The following is a 19,503-nucleotide window of genomic DNA, read 5'->3' as shown; positions in this document are numbered from 1 at the left end:
CTCGGGCACCAGGACCCGACATTCGGCGAACGCAGCGCGGCAGCGAAAAGCGTTGTCCCACGTCTGTTTCAAGAATTATCGTCCGTCAGAGGTCGAGCACGAGCCGATCGCACTTGGAACGAGAACAACACACCATCATGACCTCGTTGGAATCCTTCTCGAAATCCGTGAGGAACGAGTCGCGGTGATCGGGGGTGCCTTCCAGCACCACCGTCTCGCACGTACCGCATGTGCCTTCGCGGCAGGACGTCGCCACCTCGACACCCGCCCTGTCGAGGACGTCCACGATCGACTCGTTCTCTCCGACCGTGAGCACGAGGCCGGACTGATCGAGTTCGATCTCGAAGCTCGTAGCAACACCGTCCAACGCTCCCGCCTTCGGCCTGAACCGTTCGAGATGAAGGGACCCCTGGGGCCAGTGCTCGCAGGACTTCTCTACTGCGTCCAACAGCACGCCGGGCCCGCAGCAGTACACCACGACGCCCTCACGCGGGGTTTGCAGCAGCGAGGGAAGGTCGATCAGGCCCCGACTGTCCTGGGGCCACAGCGTGACTTTGCCTGCGTAGTCCGACTCGATGTGCGTAAAGCCCATGGACGTCTGGCTGCGGCCACCGTAGGTCAGGCTCCACGGCCGGCCCTTGGCTTCGCAGTCCGCAATCATCGGCAGGAGGGGAGTGATGCCGATGCCTCCTGCGATGAAGATGTACTCGGCTGCGTCCACCAGCGGAAAATTGTTACGTGGTCCACGAATTCGTAGTTTCTCGCCCTCGGTGAGCTGTTCGTGCACCCACTTGGACCCACCGCGGCTCTCCGGCTCGCGCAATACCGCAACGCGCCAGGTCTCGAGCTCGTCGGGATTGCCGCAGAGTGAGTATTGCCGCTCCAGTCCCGGGGCGAGCAGAAGGTCGATGTGAGCACCCGGCTGCCAGGGAGGCATCTTCTCACCGTCGACCCGCGCGAAGTCTAGAGCGCGGATACCGTCAGCAGCATCATGAGTAGCGACGATCACGACTTCTAGTTCGACGACCGTGTCGCCTGATTGTCTCGTATTCACTGGAATCGCCATCCTGATCGAAGGGTGCGGCAGAGTGGGTGCCCGTTCGCGTCGTACGTCTCGCACGACCGACGGCGCCGGCGCCGTAGTGTTCGTAATCACACCATGGATCCAGAGTCCAGGATACACATAATGCTTTTGTCTGGCTATGGTTTTCCGCAGCGTTTGCAGACTCATCGACCGCAGATGGTCGACTGTGTACGAACGTGACCCTCAGCGGGTCGCCGACGCATGAGTCACGCTAGCGAGTTCGCCTCACCTGAGAGCATCGAGCTCAGTTCGACCATGGCGGTCCCGAGGTGCTTGCGCATCCTGTCCTCGGCCAGGTCGGCATCTCCGGCTCGCATCGCCTCGGCGATACCGAGATGCTCGTCCCAGGCGTTCTGAAAGACACCCTCGAAGTGCAGTACCTGCACCATTGCGCGCTCCACGGTCGACCAGACCGGGAGGATCGCACGACGCATGTACTGGTTGTCCGTCGCATCGAGAATCGTCATATGAAAATCGCGGTCGGCTGCGAGCAGATCCGAGGGGCCGTAATGGCCGATCTGTGGGAGGTGCTTAGCTACTAGCTGTTCGATCCTGTTCAGCCCCCACGTCGGCTGGTGCTCGGCGATGTGCCGCACAGCGCGGATCTCGAGAGCCAGTCGTATTTCGTAGGCGTCCTTGACGTCCTTCTCGGTGAGAATGCGAACGTCGACCCCACCTCCCGGCGCGAGTTCGAGCAATCCCTCCGACACCAGTTCGGTGATCGCTGATCGCACAGGCATCCGACTGACACCGAGTTGCTTGGCGAGTCTGACCTGATTCAACCGCGACCCCGGAGCGATTTCACCGAGCGTGATGGCCAGTCTGAGTCGGTCGCGCACCCCACGGACGAGCGCGGTCGTGTCGCGAGGGGGGAGCTGGCCGAGCACTGATTCGGTCACCGTGGACGTTCCCACGCCGGTGCCGCCCGTACTGGTTGCGCGGGTCGCATCGTTCCTGTCACCCATGACCGTCACCCTGGCTTCACTCGTCGCACTCATGCCGCAGAACGCAGCTCGAATCACTGAGCACAATACGCCTCGTGGATCCACGATCCGCGTCCTACCTGTGCTCGGTTCTTCTCTCCGAGCCCTCAAGATGGCTGCGTCGCGCTGCCGATCGACTCAGGAAGGATCGGTGGTGTTACCGACGGAGATGACGCACAACAGGTCACCCCCGTCGACTTGTGCGACGTTGCCGATGGCGACCCGGGTCAGGAGCCCGGATCGATGCGCCGTGACCGTGGCCTCCATCTTCATGGCTTCTATGGTGGCGATCGTGTCTCCGACCTGCACGGCGTCACCTCTCGACTTGGACATCGTGACCACGCCGGAGAACGGGACAGCAAGGTGCGACGGGTCGTTGCGGTCAGCCTTCTCAGCCGTGGGGGAGTCTGTGGCGATCGACCGGTCCCGCACCGAGACGGGTCGTAGCTGACCATTGAGAATGCACATGACCGTGCGCATTCCCGCCTCGTCGGGATCGGAGATCGCCTCCAGGCCGATGAGCAGTTCCACACCCTCGTCGAGGCGCACTTTGTGTTCCTCGCCCTGACGCAGACCGTAGAAGAACTGGTTTGCCGACAGGGCGGTCGTGTCCCCGTACTTCTTCCTGTGGCCTGCGAGCTCTCTGGCCGGCCCGGGGAAGAGCAGCTCGTTGAGGCGCTGCCTTCTCGCGGCCGAGTCGGAGTCTAGAGTGCGCACGTCATCGTCGGTGAGTGCTGTTGTCCCACGTGCCGACCCGCGCCCCGAAAGAGCCCGTGTTCGGAACGGTTCCGGCCACCCACCTGCCGGAGTTCCCAGGTCTCCGCGCAGGAACCCGATGACCGAGTCTGGAATGTCGAAGCGTTCAGGTGTCTCGGCGAATTCGTGTACTGCAACCCCCGAGCCCACGAGGTGCAGCGCCAGGTCGCCGACGACCTTGGACGAAGGTGTCACTTTGGTCAGACGGCCGAGCAGGCGGTCGGCATCGGAGTAAGCCTGCTCGATGGCCTCGAACTTGTCTGACAGACCCAGCGAAGTCGCTTGTTGGCGGAGGTTCGAGAGCTGCCCGCCCGGTATCTCGTGCGTGTACACACGTCCGGTGGGGGAGGGGAGGCCGGATTCGAACGGTGCGTACACCTTTCGGAGCGCTTCCCAGTACGGCTCGAGGTCGCACACTGCCGACAGGGACATACCTGTGTCACGTGACGTGTTCGCGACAGCCGCGACGATGGCCGACAGCGGCGGCTGTGAGGTGGTTCCGGCCATAGGAGCGCTCGCGCCGTCGACCGCATCCGCACCGGCTGACCATGCGGCGAGATAGGTGGCGAGTTGCCCACCAGGAGTGTCGTGCGTGTGGATATGTACGGGCACGTCGAAATTACGTCGCAGGGCAGTGACCAGCGTTGCCGCCGCGGGTGGGCGAAGTAGCCCGGCCATGTCCTTGATGGCGAGAACATGGGCGCCCGAATCGATGATCTGTTCTGCCAGTCGAAGGTAGTAGTCGAGGGTGTAGAGGCGTTCGGACGGGTCGGACAGATCCCCGGTGTACGACATCGCCACTTCCGCGACGGCGGTTCCCGTGGTGAGGACGGCATCGATCGCCGGCCGCATCTGGTCGATGTTGTTCAGAGCGTCGAAGATGCGAAAGATGTCGATCCCGGTGGCGGCAGCCTCGGAGACGAAAGCTTGGGTGACGGTGTCCGGGTACGGCGTGTAGCCCACCGTGTTTCGACCCCGAAGAAGCATCTGCAGACAGATGTTCGGGATCTTCTCGCGCAGCAGTGCCAGGCGCTCCCAGGGGTCCTCGTGCAGGAACCGAAGTGCCACGTCGTACGTTGCTCCACCCCAGACCTCGACCGACAGGAGATCGGGCGTGGTGTGGGCGACGTGCGCTGCCACGCCCAACAGGCTGGTGGTTCTCACTCTCGTGGCCAGCAGGGACTGGTGCGCGTCCCGGAAGGTCGTGTCGGTGACTGCGAGCGCGTTCTGGTTGCGCAGGCGGGATGCGAACTCGACTGGACCGAGTTCGTCGAGCCGCTGCTTGCTGCCGCTGGGAGGCTGGACACTCAGATCGACGTGAGGAAGCTTGTCGATCGGGTAGATGGTGGCGGGTCGGTCTCCGTGCGGTCTGTTGACCGTGACGTCCGCGAGGTAGCGAAGTATCTTGGTGCCTCGGTCGTTCGAGGCGCGAGCCGTCAGTAGCTGGGGATGGTCTTCGATGAAGGAGGTCGTCACTTCACCGGCGGCGAAATCGGGATCGTCGAGCAGCCCGCGAAGGAAGGGAAGATTCGTCGAGACGCCCCGGATGCGGAACTCCGCGAGAGCGCGACGAGTTCGAGCCACTGCGCTGGCGAAATCACCACCCCGACAGGTGACCTTCACCAGCAGGGAGTCGAAATAGGCCGAGATTTCCGCGCCGAGGGTAGTGCCACCATCGAGCCGGATGCCCGCTCCGCCCGGGGTTCTGTAGGCGGTGATCCTTCCCGTGTCCGGTCGGAAGCCGTTCGAGGGATCCTCGGTAGTGATGCGGCACTGGATCGCGAACCCGCGAGTCGCGATGTCCTCCTGGCGCAGACCGAGTTCGTCGAGTGATGCCCCTGCCGCGATCTGCAGTTGTGCCCGCACGATGTCGACGTCGGTGACTTCTTCTGTGACCGTGTGTTCGACCTGGACGCGGGGATTCATCTCGATGAACACATGCCGGCCGTCCCTGTCGACCAGAAACTCGACGGTGCCGGCGCACGAGTATCCGATGTATCTCGCAAAGGCGACGGCGTCATCACAGATCCGTTGCCGCAGGTCGGGGTCGAGGTTTGGAGCAGGTGCAATCTCGGCCACTTTCTGGTGACGGCGTTGCACGCTGCAATCACGTTCAAACAGGTGAATGACGCTGCCCGACTTGTCCGCGAGTATCTGTACCTCGATGTGCCGCGGTTCCACCACCGCCTGCTCGAGAAATACCGTCGCGTCGCCGAACGCCGATTCAGCTTCTCTCGCCGCCGCTTCGATCGCGTCCTTCAAGTCAGCAGGCTCAGAGACCCTTCGCATTCCGCGGCCACCGCCACCGGCCACCGCCTTGACGAACAGTGGGAACGACATCTCGTGCGACGCCGACATCAAAGTCTCGACGTCGTCGGACGGAGCGGTGGAAGCCAGCACCGGCAATCCTGCCGCGCGGGCCGCCGCGACAGCGCGAGCTTTGTTGCCTGCCAACTGCAACACCTCGGTCGACGGACCGACGAAGGTGATGCCGTTCTCGGCGCACGCGGCCGCGAGTTCCGGGTTCTCCGCCAGGAAGCCGTAACCGGGATAGATCGCGTCGGCACCCGCTCGGATCGCAGTGTTCACGATCGTGTCCACAGAGAGGTAGTTGCGGACCGGGTGACCGGCTTCCCCGATCTCGTAGGCTTCATCGGCTTTGGTCCGATGCAGCGAGTTGCGGTCTTCGACCGGGTACACCGCGACAGTGTCGACACCCAGCTCGTATGCAGCGCGGAATGCACGGATCGCGATTTCACCGCGGTTGGCGACCAACACTTTGGAGAACATGTACCTACCTCGAAGATGAAGGGGGCAAGACGCGTGAATCGAGCAGCGCGCTGAAGGGGACGACCGGCGATGCGCCAGGCAACCGACTGTAAACTACATCACTCGGTGGATCCAGTATCCGAAAAGCTGTCGACGGGGTCATGCAAGCTCGTAGAGTCCGAGGCAAGCGTCACGAAATGGAACATGGAACCCGGTTGCGCCGCGGCGTGTGGCGCATACGACCAGAATGAACGCTGGAGGGAGGCAGATTCCGGGCACATGTCACTAGACCGTGTTCAAGCGCTGGTGGACGAGATCGCGGAGACCCTGCGTCGCGCAGTGGTCGTCGACGACACGCAGCTACGACTGCTCTACGCAAGCCGGCATTACGGTGATGAGGACGGGCAGCGCGTTCGATCCGTCCTTCAGCGACAAATCGGCCCTGACGCTCTGCAGCACATACTGAGTCAGGGTGCGCGAGTGTGGACTGGCCCGACCAGACTGCCTCCGAAATTGGACGTCGGCATGGAGTCGCGTTGGTGCGTACCGGTTCGGCATGCAGGCCACCTGATCGGGCTCATGGTGGTCATCGACGCACAGCAGACCCTGACCAGATCTGAGAAGGGCCTCATAGAGGCGGCCGCTGGGCAGATTGGCGCAGCTCTGTACGCGGAGTCCGAAGACAATCAGGAGACTTCGTCGCTGGAGGTCGATCTGGACGACATCCTCGACGTGTCAGAGGACGTCAGACGTACTGCGATTGCCTGCATGGCTGGCGTTCCTTGGTTGACCGACGGTAGCGAGGTGAGATGTTTCGCGATCCGCGTCGTCTCGTCGAGCGCCGGCAGCGAAGCACCTCGCCGCGCCCTGCGCGCTGCCCTGGGCACTCGCCCGGGGATCGCGCCGCAACATTACGTATTTTCCACGTCCGATGACGGTGCACGAGTGATCGAGAAGGTGCCGTTCGCGGGGCGTGCCGGTCCGGCGCAACACAGCGTCGAGGCGATGTTGAGTGTTGCGGATGCCCTCCTCGGTGGGGACAGAACGTGCGTTGTGGGCGTCGGGGATTCGGCCGACGGGCTGTCGGACGCTTGGCGGTCATACCGTCAGGCGGCGATCGCTGCAGATGCCGCCACCCGTAGTCGACGGTTCGGGCCGATCGTTGCCTGGAGTGAACTCGGGGCGTACTCCGTACTCTTGCAGAGCCCGGCAGTCAATGAGCCCCTGATTCTTCCCGCCGCCCTGGAAGCACTTGTCGACCCGGGGCAACCCTCGTGGATGCGAGAAACGCTGCTCGCATATCTCGACTCCAGTGGCTCGGGTCCACGGGCGGCCGAGCACCTCCACATACACCGGACCACGCTTTATTACCGAATGGATCGCATCAGGGAGGCACTGCAGATGGATCTCGAGGACGGTGAAAACCGTCTGCTTCTGCACGCCTCGTTGCGGATGCTCGACGTCAGCAGGTCATCCCCCTGAGCCTGATTCCGGGCAGCGGGCGCAAGACGCAACTTCCGCCACCCCGGATCCACGCTGCCGCGACCGGGTTTCTGACGGCACGACGCAGCCGAGTCTTATGTGGTCGTCGTTTCGCGCGCGTGAGTAAGCGCTTTTTCGTGCTCCAGGCGTCGTGGCACATACCCCTCGGCGTTCGCACGTACCGCACCGATCTCGCCGGTGGACAACGCTCTGCGGACTTTGGCGGGTACGCCCGCGATCAAGGACCCGTCCGGTACGACTGTGTTCTCTGTGATCAGAGCACCCGCTGCGACCAGGCAGTCGTTGCCTACCGATGCGCCGTTCATGACGGTCGCGCCCATGCCGACCAGGACGTTGTCTCCGATGATGCAGCCGTGCAGAGTCGCGTTGTGCCCCACCGAGACGTTCGAGCCGATCCTTGCTGGCCATCCCGGATCCGCGTGGACAACGCAGCCGTCTTGAATGTTGGTGTCGTCTCCGACGGATACCGTCTCACTGTCCGCGCGAATCACGGCCGAGTACCAGACCCCGACATTCTGGCCGAGCGTCACCGAGCCGACGACGGTGGCATTCGGGGCCACCCACGTACTAGCGGGAACCACAGGATTCCGTCCATCACTCAAAGCAACGATCACGATCGCCCTCCATGGATCCAGGATACATTTCACGACGTACGGTATAGCATGATGGTCGCGGAGAACACGGAATGTTCGATACTGGAAATCCGGGGCGTGCGCCGATAGGGGACCACATCGCGGTCTTGCGATCTACTCTGTCCGTTGCGTTGAGAATCCAGGCGGGGAGATGTTTCCTCGCGCCTTGTGAAGGCGTTGCTCAGCTCGATGGCCCCGTTTGCCGTACGCGTACATCGTCGAGCTGAGGTCACCGCGGTCGGAAACTGGCCAGGAGCTTGTCACCAGGCTGTGGACCCGAGCCGATTTCGACGAAGCGTTCAAGGCTGAACCCGACATGTTCGCCATGAGGTCGCTGAATGGATCCGATGGTTCCCCGTCTGAGGCGTGCGGACTGTTGAAATCCCGTCCAACTGGACGGCGGAGCGAGGGCTTCACCGGGTTATCTTTAGATGAGTGGCAATGGACAGTGTCATCGGTGCGCTGGCACCTGGTTAAGTCGGCCGATCCGTGGATCGGGTGCAGTGTCAGGAGAGCGCCGCGTAACGCTGTTCGACCTTGGTGGTCTCCAGTACCCGACTGCGCGGGCCCAGACGATCACCAACATGGCGGCGACCCCGAGGCCGACGTGATCGAGGTTGAGGGAGCCGATCGGGATGGTGACCGGGTCGACCAGCCCGAAATTGTCGTGCAGGACCGAGACCACCTCTATGGTTCCGATGACCAGCGCCACTGCTACGGATAGCACGGTGGTGGTGGAACTGTTGTGACCTTGCGGACCCGTGCGAACGCCCAGTCGTAGGCGACGGTCACGTATTCATGCCGCTCAACACGGTCTGCGCAGTGTCGGGCGCACGAGGATGGATGTCGAATGCGAGACGAGTGCGACGGCGGTACGGCTGACGCGTACTTGTGAACACCGATACCTACGCCTCGGGAATATTCTCCATAACGTTTTCACACGAAAGCAGTTACGGTTAAACTAGGATCCATCCCACGGAGTAGCGCACAGTGATCGACTACGAGGAGGTCGCATATCTCGACCTCACCGAGGTAGCAGACGTGGTTCACAGACGCCAGTTTCGTCTTGTCGAGGTCACCGAAGCGGTTTTCGCACGTATTGACGCCTTGGACCCCGCCCTGCTCGGCTACGCACACAGGCTGAACCACGGTATCTCGTGAATGAGAACGCGCTGACAATCGCCCAAGAAATTCTGTTTCCGCCGCGGAATTGGATTCCCTGAAAAAAGTGCGCTGATGGTCAAAAACAATAACAAGGAGGCCCAATGCAAATCGCAATTGTTCTCTACCCCGGATTCACTTCGTTGGACGTAGTCGGTCCTTACGAAGTGCTGGGAAGGCTGCCGGGAGTCGAGGTGGTCTTCGTAGCCGAAAGTCCGGGCCTAGTGTTGAATGACCAGCAGAGCCTGTCCATCAAAGCTGTCGCGAGTTTCGACGACACGACTTCGCCAGACGTGGTGGTCATAGGCGGGGGCCCCGGACAGCTGGATCAGATGAAGGACGGGCCTCTGCATCAGTGGCTGCGGCATGTGGACAAGACCACCACCTGGACCATGTCGGTGTGTACAGGCTCTTTGATTCTGGCGGCTGCGGGTCTCCTCGAAGGCCGTCGAGCAACGACCTACTGGCTCCAGATGGACGAGTTGCGCGAGTACGGCGCAATTCCTACACAAGAACGCGTAATAATCGACGGCAAGTACTTGATCGGAGCCGGCGTCTCCGCCGGTATCGATGCCGCACTGACCCTGGCAAGCGAGATCGTGGGAACCGAGGGCGCGCAGGCGCTGCAACTGATTATCGAGTACGACCCGCAGCCCCCATTCGACTCCGGTTCGGAAGCAAAAGCCTCCACTTCTGTAGTGGAGCGCGCGAAGAGGCAACTCCTCGGGCAGGAATGACGCCTCCTCTTCGAGAGTGACAGCCCTCCCCTGAGTCTGTCGGACAATGAACCCGGGGGAGGCTCACATTCTGGTGCGGAAAAGGGCGTGCCACCGGACGAAGCAGCACGATGGCCTAGGTAAGCACATGGATGAGCCGCGCAACACTTTCGCGCTTCGACTCGTCGAATTCGCTGAGCAGTGGGCGCACTACGACGAAGGCGGGCTCGAGTTCATACCCGCGGAGTTCGGTCTGACCGTCGATTCGTACTTCCACGAGCTGCGCTGCATCGTGGCTCGAATGGACACCCCGAACGCGACTCGCTCAGCGTAGTCGACGGTGTGACTGTGCGAGCCGATGATTTGACCTGTTAGTTCCTTGTCGTTCTCCCGTACTGGACACGAAAAGACCTGAGCCGCCCGCTACGAGCGTGCAGCTCAGGTTCTGTCTCGTGACCGAGTAACGATACTGAGGGAGTCTGTGGCCGGGGACGCTAGTTGTCGGGTGCGAGCAGCGCAAGAGGCCGGACTCGACAACGCTCGCGTTCATACTTTCCTAGGTCATCGGCCGGTCGGATAAGTCGTCGACGGCGAGTCGCGCGGGGGTAGCAGCCGTCGATGCCCGCACCGGGGGCGCCGACACGATCAGCACCGTCGCGGGACGTCCGTCGGGTTGGAAGTCGACGCTACGCGCCAACTTCATCGAGGCCGATTTCTCCAAAACGTTTTCGTGCGAAAACAGTTTCCGGTACGTTTCCGTCCACACCACGAAGGAGCGCAGGTAGTGACTGACCGTGACGAGAACGCGTACTCCGAAGCAACGGAGCCGGCGTGCCTGACCCGCGATCGTCATGTCACCTGTGAGTTCACCTCCGACGAAAGCACCCGAACGGTTTTCGTGTGTCGACTCGGGCCGATTTCGCCCAGCACCGCTGATCCAGCACATGGATCGAGGCCGCTTTGGTCCCGCAGGGGGCAGACGACGCACGCCGCGCACTCCGACGACTCGAGCGGTCCACGGTCAGCCCTGCATATGACCGACGCGTATCCGGCGCGTGTTCAGTCCGGATGCGACCTGTTCCGTTTCCACTTCTACTCGAACACCAAGCAACATCGAGTCGCGAGACGATTCAGCGAAGGTGCATCGGACCTTGTGTCCATCGGAGTGACCAGTCGACCGCCGTCTGTAGGCGCCCGGTCGATGTTCGTCAGGGGTCAGCCATCGCACGCGCGGTACCGCGACCGACGCCAATTCTGAGGAGACGAAATGCTACGCCGTCGATATGAATTCTGCAGAAGTATCCGCCCATGCTGTCTCTCTGTGTCCTGCCCTCAGGAGAGGATGACGATGTGACCACCATTCTTACTGCTGTGCCTCCGGCAGGTGCGTGGACAAGTGCGGAACGCCGCCGGCTCGCGACCATCGTCGCCGCCATCCTTGCAGTCCACATTCTCGGTATCGCGGCGTACCAGATCTACGCCGGGAGCGTCGCCGCTGCCGGCGGCCTGGCCGGTGCCGGGGTGCTGGCGTACATGCTCGGGGTGAGACACGCATTCGACGCCGACCACATCGCCGCCATCGACGACACCACTCGGGTGATGCTGGTCCGGGGACGTCGTCCCGTAGGTGTCGGATTCTTTTTCGCCATGGGCCATTCCACTGTCGTGTTCGTGCTGGCGGTCGTCGTCGCGGTCGGCGCCAAGTCGCTCAGCGAGTCCGAGTTCGCCGGCATCCAGGAAGTGGGGGGACTGGTTGCGACAGTCATCGCAATTCTCTTCCTCCTCCTTGTTGCCAGCCTGAACTCAGTAGTCCTACGCAACCTGATCGGCCTCACGCGCAGGCTCCGCGCGGGGCAGGACGTCACGGACGACATCGAGCGCAGTCTCGCCGATCGAGGACTGTTCGCCCGCCTGTTGGGATCGCGTCTGCGCGGACTGATTCGATCCTCGTGGCACATGTACCCGGTCGGCCTGCTGATGGGCTTGGGTCTCGAGACGGCGTCGGAGGTGACACTGCTGGCGCTGACCGCATCAGCTGCTACGGCGGGCACGTTGACCATGATCGGGTTGCTGAGCCTGCCGCTCCTCTTCGCCGCCGGTATGAGCACATTCGACACCGCCGACTCGCTGTTCATGACGCGCGCATACTCCTGGTCCTACAGCAAGCCTCAGCGGCGCCTGTACTTCAACACCGCCACCACCGCGGTGACGGTCACCATCGGATTCGCCGTCGCGCTGATCTACCTGTGCGCCTTGATGAGTACCGTCCCCGGCTTCCGCTGGCTTGCACCGATCGGTTCCCTGTCGGAGCAGTTCGAGCTGCTCGGATACATCGTCGTCGGCCTGTTCGCGGCGACGTGGATCGCTGCCCTCGTGTACTCGCGAGTGCGAGAGGACTCACCCGTGGTCTGCGAGCCCGCGGGCGGATAGCTCCAGCGGAGCACCGCGACCTCTATCTGCGAGGCATCGCCTGCGCTAGCAGGCATTCGAAACTCCCCACCGTGACGACACCGTCGTTGCGGCACCGAGCGAACCCGAGAACAGGTGACCCCATGAACGTCAGCAAGCACTCTCCGGAATCACTCCGCAGGGCCCGTAGCGACGGGTCCGCAGCACGCGCATCCGAGCCGGGGGGCCGAGCATGACCGCGCCCACGGTCAGACCGGCCTCGGAACCTGTGCAGAACAAGCGCTCCTCGTGGATGGTGTTCGGCCTCGCCAACGTCGTTGTCGTGACGGTTCTCGCACTGGCCCTGTGGTACCTGCTCGTGGATCCCGAGTGGAGTCCGCTTCGCAGCTACCCCGAGCCTTACACAGCGCTGCTCTTCTGGGGCATCATCGCGGTGGTGGGCATGGGCTTCAATCAAGAGTTCGCGGCCTTCGCCAAGTTCCGGCAACCCGTGAAAGGTCTCGTGATCGTAGCGGTGGCGGCGGTCTTCGCCGCCGTGATGACCTACGGGCTCGCGCACCTGTGGGGCAGCGTCGACGTGTCGTTCGCCGCTGAGCGTGAGGGCGACCTCGGCTACTTCACGGGAGCGCTGTGGGTACTGTTCGCCTTCGTCGTCTACGTCATGAGCGTGGTCAATTGGAATCACTGGCCCAGTTCGCTGACCGGACTGACGCAACCGTGGTTGGGCGCAGCGCAGATCATCGTCCTTATCGTCCCCACCACGGCGCTCTATCTCGTATTCGGATTGCCGAGTCTGGCTACCTGGACTCGGGAGGGATCGGCCCTCATGGACACGAACACTGCCATCGGTGTCTTCTACAGCATCGTCGTCTCGATCGTCATGACCGGACTTCTGGCCCAGAACTGGCCCTGGCGGGCGGCCGGGTCGCCCACTCGTGTCGCCCTGGTGGCGACGGCCGGCAACACCGTCGTGGGTATCGTCCTGTACTTCGGGCTTCAAGCTCTGGCGCACCTCGTTCTCGGTCCCGATGATGTGGCCGAACTGGGCGCCACTCTCCCGATCTTCTCAGCGCAGATCGGAGTCTGCTGGGTGTTCTGGATGATCGTGTGGGCCAATTGCTTCGGGAATTCACCTACGGCAGGTTCCGCCGCTCGAAACGTCGTGGTGCGAGTTCTGATCACCTTCGTTCTGGGAACTACGACCTTCGTCTCGTACTACTTCTTCGCCGCCTCGGCCGTTCTCCACGAACCAGCGATCACGTCCCGCATGAACGGCAATGCACTCGGGTGGGTTGACTGGTGGGTGTTGTGGGCGCTCGTGTACGTGCTGTGTTTCGAGAGTCTCGGTCTCTCGAAACTGCGTCCACACAGTGACCCGAGTGGTGCTGTCGAAGACGGTCGACCCCTCGGCGACACCATTTCCCATTAGTGACATGCGAACGGTGACCCACGGTACGGGCCTCGCACCGGGCGGCAATACTCGCACAGGCCCGAGACTTTCACGCGACTATAGAAACTTCCGAGCTATGGGGTGCGAGCGAACTGGCGTTCGAGGATTTTGCCGGTGCTCGTCATGGGAAATTCGTCCATGATCGACGGTGGCCACGGAGCACGGTGTGTTGGTCATGATGCGTAGGAATCGGCTGCCGCGCAGCAGTTTGATGGTCGCTGACTGATTGTTCTCCATGGCCCACGCTTGTGCCCTGCATGCGCGGCTTCATGCTCAGGAAGATGCACCTATTGTCAGGGACTGGCCGACGAGAACTGTGGTGAAGAGGTAAGCGTGGGTGGTTCGGTCACGGCGAGAGCATGACAGTAGCGCTGGCGCCGCTGAGACATCTCGCATGAGCAACCAGGCTCACGGTTTCGGATGTAGAGCGACGTCGGCTGGGACGCTGCGCCACGCTGTGAAGTGGACGGTGAGGTCGGCGTGTGTCGGTGCGCAGCAGTAGGGGCCAGCCGTCACGTCGGCGTCCGGATCCAGGGGTGCGACTCGAACGAGTTGCCAGGGGTCGTCCTCGACACGGGCACGCACGGTGAGCGCGTTGCCGGACCGGCTGCCGCGGACTGTCACCAGGTGCCCGGTCCAGTCGTCCACCGGTCGTAACGACCAGTCGGAGGTGCCTCGGGTCACCACCGCTCCCACGCTGCTCTCTCCGTCGCTGACCTCGACGCCGGCTTTGGTCCACGACGTGTCGTCGACCTTGACGAAGATGCCGGCCTGGTCGAACTGGCGGATGAAGTCGAGGCGGAACTGCACTTCGACCGCGGTCTCCGGGGGCAGGGGTGCCAGTAGAGCATGTTCCGACGCGTGGATGAAACCGTAGGAGGTGAGGCGCCATGCGTCGCTGCCCTCGTGTGCGGTGACACGCATCCCGTCGTCGTATGCGACGTGGACGGGTTCGTTGGTCCAGGTCCCCGCGGTCCAGGGAATCGTGTGAGGCATGACGTCCTTTCCGAGGAAAAACGGTGCGCTGCGCGGCATTTAGGTATGAGCCGCACCGTTCGTGATCAAGCGGGGGCTGTTCTGCCCCGTCGCCGATGAGGTGCAGGCGGGCTGAGTGTACGATCGTACACATGGGAACGGACAGCTATGCGGCCGACGGGCGGAGCAACCGCGAGCGCATGCTGGCCGGCGACTTCTACATCGACGACGACGCGGACAACGCTGCGCTCGCACAACGCGCCCTACGCCTTGCCGACGCCTATCGAGACGCTGCGAGCCACGGCCTGGTCGCAGCCCGAGAGGTTCTCGACGAGCTTCTCGGCAGCCTGGGCGAAGGCGCGCTGGTGAAGCCTCCGCTGTACGTCGACTACGGCGAGAACATTCACATCGGTGCCAGAACCTTCGTCAACTACAACCTCACGGCGCTCGATGTCGCCCGCATCACGATCGGTGAGGACTGCCAGATCGGTCCGAACGTTCAGCTCCTGACGCCGACTCACCCGATCGAGCCCGAACCGCGACGCGCCAAATTCGAGTCGGCGCTGCCTATCTCGGTCGGCGACAACGTGTGGCTCGGGGGCGGCGTCATCGTGTGTCCTGGCGTCAGCATCGGCGACAATTCAGTCGTCGGTGCCGGCGCTGTGGTCACCCGTGATGTGGCACCGGGCGTCGTCGTGGCCGGGAACCCTGCCCGCGTGATCCGACAGATCGACTGATGGGTGCCGCCCCGACCGACGCGGCGACCCGGTCACGGCGCAACGATCCGCATCGTCGGGATCGGATCATCGACGCGTGTCTGGACGTCATCGCGCAGAAGGGTGTCGCCGGGGCGTCACACCGCACCATCGCCGCGGTCGCCGATGTACCGCTGGGGTCGATGACATATCACTTCACCGGCATGGAAGGCCTGCTGCACGAGGCATTTTCGCGTTTCGCCGACACTGTGGCCGACCGCTTCGATCGCCGCATGATGATCGCGACCACGCGTAGCGAAGCATACGACGCCGTCATCGATGTGATCATCCACGAGGTGTTCGGCAACGAGCGTGACCTCGTCCTCACCTACGAGCTCTACACCCTCGCTGCCCGCAATCCGGCTTTCCGAGAGATCACACACACCTGGATGGCGCGTAGCCGTGCCGTGTTCGAGCGATGGTTCGATCCCGCCACCGCGCACATGCTCGACGCACTGGTGGAAGGGCTTGCCAGCCATCGCAATCTCGACATGGAGCCGGCCGACGACGCGATCACAGCAGAGGCAGTTCGACGCATCCTGGGGTAGATGCTCATCAGGCGTCGAAGGCTCAGGATGCGTCAACGACCGCGACATCCGTGCACGGGCCGTTGCGGCGGTTCGTTCAATGAAGGTCGGTTTTGGCGCGACGGCAATTCTCGACGTCATCGCGGTTTCGGGCGGCGGATACAACCAGACCGCAATGATGGGGCACGCTCAGTGTCGGACTCGGCGTTCACCAGATGGTGAGCCGCGCTGCAAACGGGCCCCTGGCTCGGTGGCGCACCCTGCCGGAACCGTCATATGGAAGGTCTGCCTGCGCTGTTCCTGTGCCGACCGAGATACGCTGTTGAGCAATGTGATTCAGATTCCATGAGATCAACGTGAGAGGTTCTCGGTGTCACGGGAGTTTCACAAGTGGGGACGGACGGAGGTGGACCGAGGCGGACGCCGCTGAACGAATGCGCAGCCCAGGACGGTATTCGTGAATCCACCTGATCGGGTCGTCGAAGCCTTGTAAGCGAGCGGTCTTCGGTTCAATCCCGAAAGGAGGCTCTCGATATGCCTCTGACCAGCATAAATGCTTCGAAATAGCTCGATCCGGCCTCTCGTTTCACGACTTTTCCCGGTACGTCCATGCAGGTCCGCCACGGTCCAAGGGCGTCCGGTCACCTGCGAAATGCTTCGCATATGGGCTCGATGTCACGAGTTGTCACAAGTCATCCGCAACTCGTCCGATGGACTCGGGTGGACGTACGTGGCTGTGGGTGGACTTCTGCGCAATCGAGACCACGGCAGAACGAGGGCCTCCGCGGACTTCTGTGGACGAAAACCACTAGCTACAGATTTTCTCGCCGGTGGCTCGGACGTGGGCGGACCGCAGCGCGCTCGGCGTTCGAATGAAGATTGCAGGTGTTCGCGTCCGGCAGCGGCGCGGTCAACGCCCTCGTCTGCGTCGAACGCCGGCCGGGCGCGATCCGAGGTCTCGTCGCCCATGAGTCGCCGGTGGTGCACTCGCTGACCGCGAGCACGACTCCACCGCGTGCGCGCACATGGTGGAGTCCCGCGGCGGGGACGTGGCCGAGTTCATTCGCCTAGGGTGCACCGCGGACCGGTCGACGATGCGTACCTCGCCGGGTCGGCGTCGGACCCGGCGCAATTCGGACTTCCTGCTGAGGACGACGGTTCTCGTACCGATCCGCTGATGTCGAACATGGGTGGCCTAGGCGTCGACTGTGCGCCCGACACGGAGCGCTTCAAGGCATCGTCGACTCAGACTGTCGCCGCGGTCGGCGAGGAGTCCGGTGGGGCCAGTGGACGGCGAGACGGCCGTTCGCGCAGTCCCTGCAGTCGCCCAGCCAATGGACCAGGACACAATCGTCTTCCCCGGCGGATATCAGGGGTTCCTTAGAGGTGAGTTCGGCCAGACTGGTCGGCCCGCCGAGTTCCCTGCGGCGTTGACAGAGTGCCTCGACTCTGTTTCCGCGACCCCGCATAGCGTGGAATGCCGCGGTAATGGTCGACGACCCCCGGATACGATTCGCCTGCAGTTCGGAGGCGGGCAACGCCCAACCCGCCTCCGACCTTGTCGACCGCGCCGCTGACCATGTGCGCGGCGCGACGTCTGCGCTCGGCCGTTTGCCCCAGCTCGTTGTCTCAAAGCGGTGACCCGAAATCGACCGCTATTGACAACGCCCGGACTCGTTCAGGTTCGCGCCGTTTCAGAAGCGAGCAAGGGTCTGCAGTGGTGCTGCCCGAACGACATTGGGACGTCATCGGGTCGCAATCCGCGTCCCGCTGGTGCCGACGTGGGTGTTTCGGCACCCAGGCGACTCGACCACCTTTCGCCTGAACCGATTTATATCTCGCGCGGCTGGTCCTCCGCAAAACTTTCCGTGTCCGTGTCCGTGTCCGTGTCCGTTTCGGCTGCGGTCTGCGTCGCCGGTTTAATGTCCGTTTCGCCGGTTGCCATTGTGCCTTCATCCGACTCTGCTCCTTGCGTCCGAGCATGGTCCATCATCTTGATGACCGGCCACGTCACCAGCCGAAGGCAGAACCACCACATGTAGAGCGCCGAGTAGCTCCACGCAGAGTTGTCATCGAGAAGGCCGTGCGCGATGTCGTTGCGGAGGTTCGGACCACCTTGGACGATCAGCATCGCCTTCATCTCCATGACGATCCCTTCACCGAAGACGTTGCTGGTCTCGGTCATGTCGAGAAGGGCGTTCAAGCTCTTCTCGCTCTCCACGCCGTGCTCATCGACGAACACCGTGTGCACGTCGTGCCGCTTCAACATGACCCGCACGACCTGCTCCAACTGTGGGACCAGAACAGAGACCGCAGCGCCGTAGTTGCCGCCCATGCCCAGAACCAGGCCGTTACCCCACAACGTCTCATGACCCTCGGGCACTGCCGGCGATTCCTTGCACAACGACACCATGTACTGCCGGCTGAACCGATGCTCAGTAGTCAGGATGTTCTGTGCGGGTTGAATTATGCCCTTCCCGAGCAACTGGGAGTGAAAGAAGACCGTGCGGGCCATCTCGTCCCAAACCGTGTCCTCATCGGCCTGACCCGAACACCCCGGCCTCGATGCGACCTTTCGGAAGTCAGACGAGAACGTAGATGATCCGAAGATGTGGCTGATGGTGCCCTCCAGCATCTTCTCGGCGTTTTTGCGCGTACTGGCTTCATCTAGCGGCGGTGCGAGCGTCGCGAATGCAGCAAGCGCGTCGAACTTGTCCGCGTAGCCCGAAACGTGGGACCGAGCGTAAGAAACGGCCTCAGTCAGATCGACTGGGTCCGACTGGATATGCATCATCTGCTCCATCGACGACTCCCGACTCTCCCGCAGCCGGAAGCGGAGGTTATCAACGAGGTCGTCGAGTCCGTTCTCAAGCCGGTGAGAGCGAGGGATGGTTCGGAGCACTGCGATGGCCTTCTCTAGGAAATGGCCTTCGACAAGCGCGCCTGCCTCCGGGTCCGCCTCAATGCGGGCATCGGCTTCAGCGATGTATGTTCGCGCAACGCGCTCGGTCGCCGCATTGGCCGCCGCTTCGTTGGAACCGCCGAGCCATGCGAGTGCCTCACGCTCGAGGTGACGTGACAGGCGCGGTGATATCGACGACGCTCTTGCTGCGAGCGCGAACAGCGCTTCGCTCACCTCAGCTCGCCCGGACGCATCGACACGACCGTGCTTGCGCAAGGTTTCAGCGAACTCCACTGTTCTAAAGTTGTCCGTAACCTGCCCGGCCAAGACCTGAGCCTTCAGTGCGTCCGACATGTCCTGCGTCCGGGCCTGGCCGTCCGCGCCGCGCCGCGCCGCGAGCGCAAGGGCCCGGACCCACGCGTCCTTCCCAACGCTGAACCACACATCACCCGTCAGGGGCGTTGCCCGGTAGGCGTCGATGGCTCGGTCCAACATCGCGACGTCCGACCGGTCCCCGTAGACCCAGGCGACATCAGCGACTCGAGCCCGCAGATCTTCACGTTCGACCAGCGGAGCGATACGCGCCAGCAGTGTCATTTGGTCAGCATCCAAGTCTGCCGGTACTACCGTCCGCTTGCCATGGAACTGCATCGCGGGTGTGAACGGCTCTAACCAGTCCTCGGGGTTCAACATCGCCGACGACGCCATCGCCAACACTTGCAGCGCCAGTTCGTGAAGACCCGTGACAGACGGATCGGCAGCCGCCCGCTCTAGATGCGTCGACAACAACTCTGGCGGCTCATAGCGGTCATTAACCGATGCCGCCGCCAGCGCGTTCTCCCACCACGACGGGTCGATTGCGTCGCTCATCGTATCCATGT

General features: G+C 62.8%; 15 protein-coding genes. 8 read left to right on the top strand and 7 right to left on the bottom strand.

The features are described from left to right. Positions 1 to 85 precede the first annotated feature (85 nt). The 3 genes from ASG64_RS06135 to ASG64_RS06125 all read right to left on the bottom strand — a co-directional run bounded on the left by ASG64_RS06135 (position 86) and on the right by ASG64_RS06125 (position 5,613). Positions 86 to 1,231, bottom strand: a complete 1,146-nt coding sequence (locus ASG64_RS06135; RefSeq protein WP_235579501.1) for a PDR/VanB family oxidoreductase — start codon at positions 1,229 to 1,231, stop codon at positions 86 to 88. A gap of 59 nt (positions 1,232 to 1,290) precedes the next feature. Beyond that, positions 1,291 to 2,049 carry a GntR family transcriptional regulator gene (locus ASG64_RS06130; RefSeq protein WP_082518341.1) on the bottom strand — a complete coding sequence of 253 codons (759 nt, stop codon included), beginning with the start codon at positions 2,047 to 2,049 and terminating at the stop codon, positions 1,291 to 1,293. 156 nt (positions 2,050 to 2,205) lie between these two features. Further along, positions 2,206 to 5,613, bottom strand: a complete 3,408-nt coding sequence (locus ASG64_RS06125) for a pyruvate carboxylase (protein ID WP_056071041.1) — start codon at positions 5,611 to 5,613, stop codon at positions 2,206 to 2,208. Positions 5,614 to 5,682: 69 nt separating this feature from the next. Here ASG64_RS06125 and ASG64_RS06120 point away from each other — a divergent pair, with 69 nt between their 5' ends. Further along, the gene (locus ASG64_RS06120; protein WP_082518122.1) at positions 5,683 to 7,074 is read left to right on the top strand and encodes a helix-turn-helix domain-containing protein; all 1,392 of its coding nucleotides are present in this window, start codon (positions 5,683 to 5,685) and stop codon (positions 7,072 to 7,074) included. Positions 7,075 to 7,169: 95 nt separating this feature from the next. On the opposite strand, the gene ASG64_RS06115 is transcribed toward ASG64_RS06120, so the two are convergent. Next, on the bottom strand, positions 7,170 to 7,676 hold the full coding sequence (locus tag ASG64_RS06115) for a gamma carbonic anhydrase family protein (protein WP_235579680.1): 507 nt from the start codon (positions 7,674 to 7,676) through the stop codon (positions 7,170 to 7,172). A 1,041-nt stretch (positions 7,677 to 8,717) separates the two neighbouring features. Here ASG64_RS06115 and ASG64_RS21485 point away from each other — a divergent pair. From ASG64_RS21485 to ASG64_RS06105, 3 genes are all read left to right on the top strand, one after another. Further along, positions 8,718 to 8,888: a hypothetical protein gene (locus tag ASG64_RS21485; protein ID WP_156388268.1), complete on the top strand. Its 171-nt coding sequence runs from the start codon at positions 8,718 to 8,720 to the stop codon at positions 8,886 to 8,888. Positions 8,889 to 8,992: 104 nt separating this feature from the next. Continuing rightward, entirely contained in the window at positions 8,993 to 9,625 is a 633-nt protein-coding gene (locus ASG64_RS06110) for a DJ-1/PfpI family protein (protein ID WP_056071032.1), read from the top strand. 127 nt (positions 9,626 to 9,752) lie between these two features. Beyond that, the gene (locus ASG64_RS06105) at positions 9,753 to 9,938 is read left to right on the top strand and encodes a hypothetical protein (RefSeq protein WP_056071030.1); all 186 of its coding nucleotides are present in this window, start codon (positions 9,753 to 9,755) and stop codon (positions 9,936 to 9,938) included. A gap of 222 nt (positions 9,939 to 10,160) precedes the next feature. On the opposite strand, the gene ASG64_RS21480 is transcribed toward ASG64_RS06105, so the two are convergent. After that, on the bottom strand, positions 10,161 to 10,307 hold the full coding sequence (locus tag ASG64_RS21480; RefSeq protein ID WP_156388267.1) for a hypothetical protein: 147 nt from the start codon (positions 10,305 to 10,307) through the stop codon (positions 10,161 to 10,163). Between the two features lie 647 nt (positions 10,308 to 10,954). Between ASG64_RS21480 and ASG64_RS06090 the strand changes: the two genes are divergently transcribed. Both ASG64_RS06090 and ASG64_RS06085 read left to right on the top strand, forming a co-directional pair. Further along, positions 10,955 to 12,034: a HoxN/HupN/NixA family nickel/cobalt transporter gene (locus ASG64_RS06090; RefSeq protein ID WP_056072791.1), complete on the top strand. Its 1,080-nt coding sequence runs from the start codon at positions 10,955 to 10,957 to the stop codon at positions 12,032 to 12,034. A 211-nt stretch (positions 12,035 to 12,245) separates the two neighbouring features. After that, positions 12,246 to 13,442, top strand: coding sequence for a hypothetical protein (locus ASG64_RS06085; protein WP_056071019.1), 1,197 nt, complete (start codon positions 12,246 to 12,248; stop codon positions 13,440 to 13,442). Positions 13,443 to 13,871: 429 nt separating this feature from the next. Here ASG64_RS06085 and ASG64_RS06080 read toward each other — a convergent pair whose 3' ends face one another. Next, positions 13,872 to 14,459: a DUF1349 domain-containing protein gene (locus ASG64_RS06080; RefSeq protein ID WP_056072790.1), complete on the bottom strand. Its 588-nt coding sequence runs from the start codon at positions 14,457 to 14,459 to the stop codon at positions 13,872 to 13,874. Positions 14,460 to 14,590: 131 nt separating this feature from the next. Between ASG64_RS06080 and ASG64_RS06075 the strand changes: the two genes are divergently transcribed. Then, positions 14,591 to 15,175 carry a sugar O-acetyltransferase gene (locus ASG64_RS06075; protein ID WP_056071016.1) on the top strand — a complete coding sequence of 195 codons (585 nt, stop codon included), beginning with the start codon at positions 14,591 to 14,593 and terminating at the stop codon, positions 15,173 to 15,175. After that, on the top strand, positions 15,175 to 15,741 hold the full coding sequence (locus ASG64_RS06070; RefSeq protein ID WP_056071013.1) for a TetR/AcrR family transcriptional regulator: 567 nt from the start codon (positions 15,175 to 15,177) through the stop codon (positions 15,739 to 15,741). The genes ASG64_RS06075 and ASG64_RS06070 overlap by 1 nt, the downstream gene beginning before the upstream one ends. A gap of 1,810 nt (positions 15,742 to 17,551) precedes the next feature. Here the strand turns inward: ASG64_RS06070 and ASG64_RS06060 are convergent. Then, positions 17,552 to 19,501 (bottom strand): DUF4209 domain-containing protein, encoded by a 1,950-nt coding sequence (locus tag ASG64_RS06060; protein ID WP_156388266.1) that lies wholly within the window; start codon positions 19,499 to 19,501, stop codon positions 17,552 to 17,554. Positions 19,502 to 19,503 lie beyond the last annotated feature (2 nt).

Origin of the sequence: Rhodococcus sp. Leaf247, from assembly GCF_001426185.1 — a bacterium.
Taxonomy (GTDB): Bacteria; Actinomycetota; Actinomycetes; order Mycobacteriales; family Mycobacteriaceae; genus Rhodococcoides.
The sequence above is the reverse complement of the archived record's forward strand: the minus strand, read 5'-3'. Positions and strand labels throughout refer to the sequence as shown.

What these genes read in the sequence shown, in the direction of transcription:
- ASG64_RS06135 (WP_235579501.1), bottom strand. Translation starts at nt 1,231, where the DNA reads ATGAGTCTGCAAACGCTGCGGAAAACCATAGCCAGACAAAAGCATTAT.
- ASG64_RS06130 (WP_082518341.1), bottom strand. Translation starts at nt 2,049, where the DNA reads ATGGGTGACAGGAACGATGCGACCCGCGCAACCAGTACGGGCGGCACC.
- ASG64_RS06125 (WP_056071041.1), bottom strand. Translation starts at nt 5,613, where the DNA reads ATGTTCTCCAAAGTGTTGGTCGCCAACCGCGGTGAAATCGCGATCCGT.
- ASG64_RS06120 (WP_082518122.1), top strand. Translation starts at nt 5,683, where the DNA reads ATGCGCCAGGCAACCGACTGTAAACTACATCACTCGGTGGATCCAGTA.
- ASG64_RS06110 (WP_056071032.1), top strand. Translation starts at nt 8,993, where the DNA reads ATGCAAATCGCAATTGTTCTCTACCCCGGATTCACTTCGTTGGACGTA.
- ASG64_RS06105 (WP_056071030.1), top strand. Translation starts at nt 9,753, where the DNA reads ATGGATGAGCCGCGCAACACTTTCGCGCTTCGACTCGTCGAATTCGCT.
- ASG64_RS21480 (WP_156388267.1), bottom strand. Translation starts at nt 10,307, where the DNA reads ATGAAGTTGGCGCGTAGCGTCGACTTCCAACCCGACGGACGTCCCGCG.
- ASG64_RS06085 (WP_056071019.1), top strand. Translation starts at nt 12,246, where the DNA reads ATGACCGCGCCCACGGTCAGACCGGCCTCGGAACCTGTGCAGAACAAG.
- ASG64_RS06080 (WP_056072790.1), bottom strand. Translation starts at nt 14,459, where the DNA reads ATGCCTCACACGATTCCCTGGACCGCGGGGACCTGGACCAACGAACCC.
- ASG64_RS06075 (WP_056071016.1), top strand. Translation starts at nt 14,591, where the DNA reads ATGGGAACGGACAGCTATGCGGCCGACGGGCGGAGCAACCGCGAGCGC.
- ASG64_RS06070 (WP_056071013.1), top strand. Translation starts at nt 15,175, where the DNA reads ATGGGTGCCGCCCCGACCGACGCGGCGACCCGGTCACGGCGCAACGAT.
- ASG64_RS06060 (WP_156388266.1), bottom strand. Translation starts at nt 19,501, where the DNA reads ATGGATACGATGAGCGACGCAATCGACCCGTCGTGGTGGGAGAACGCG.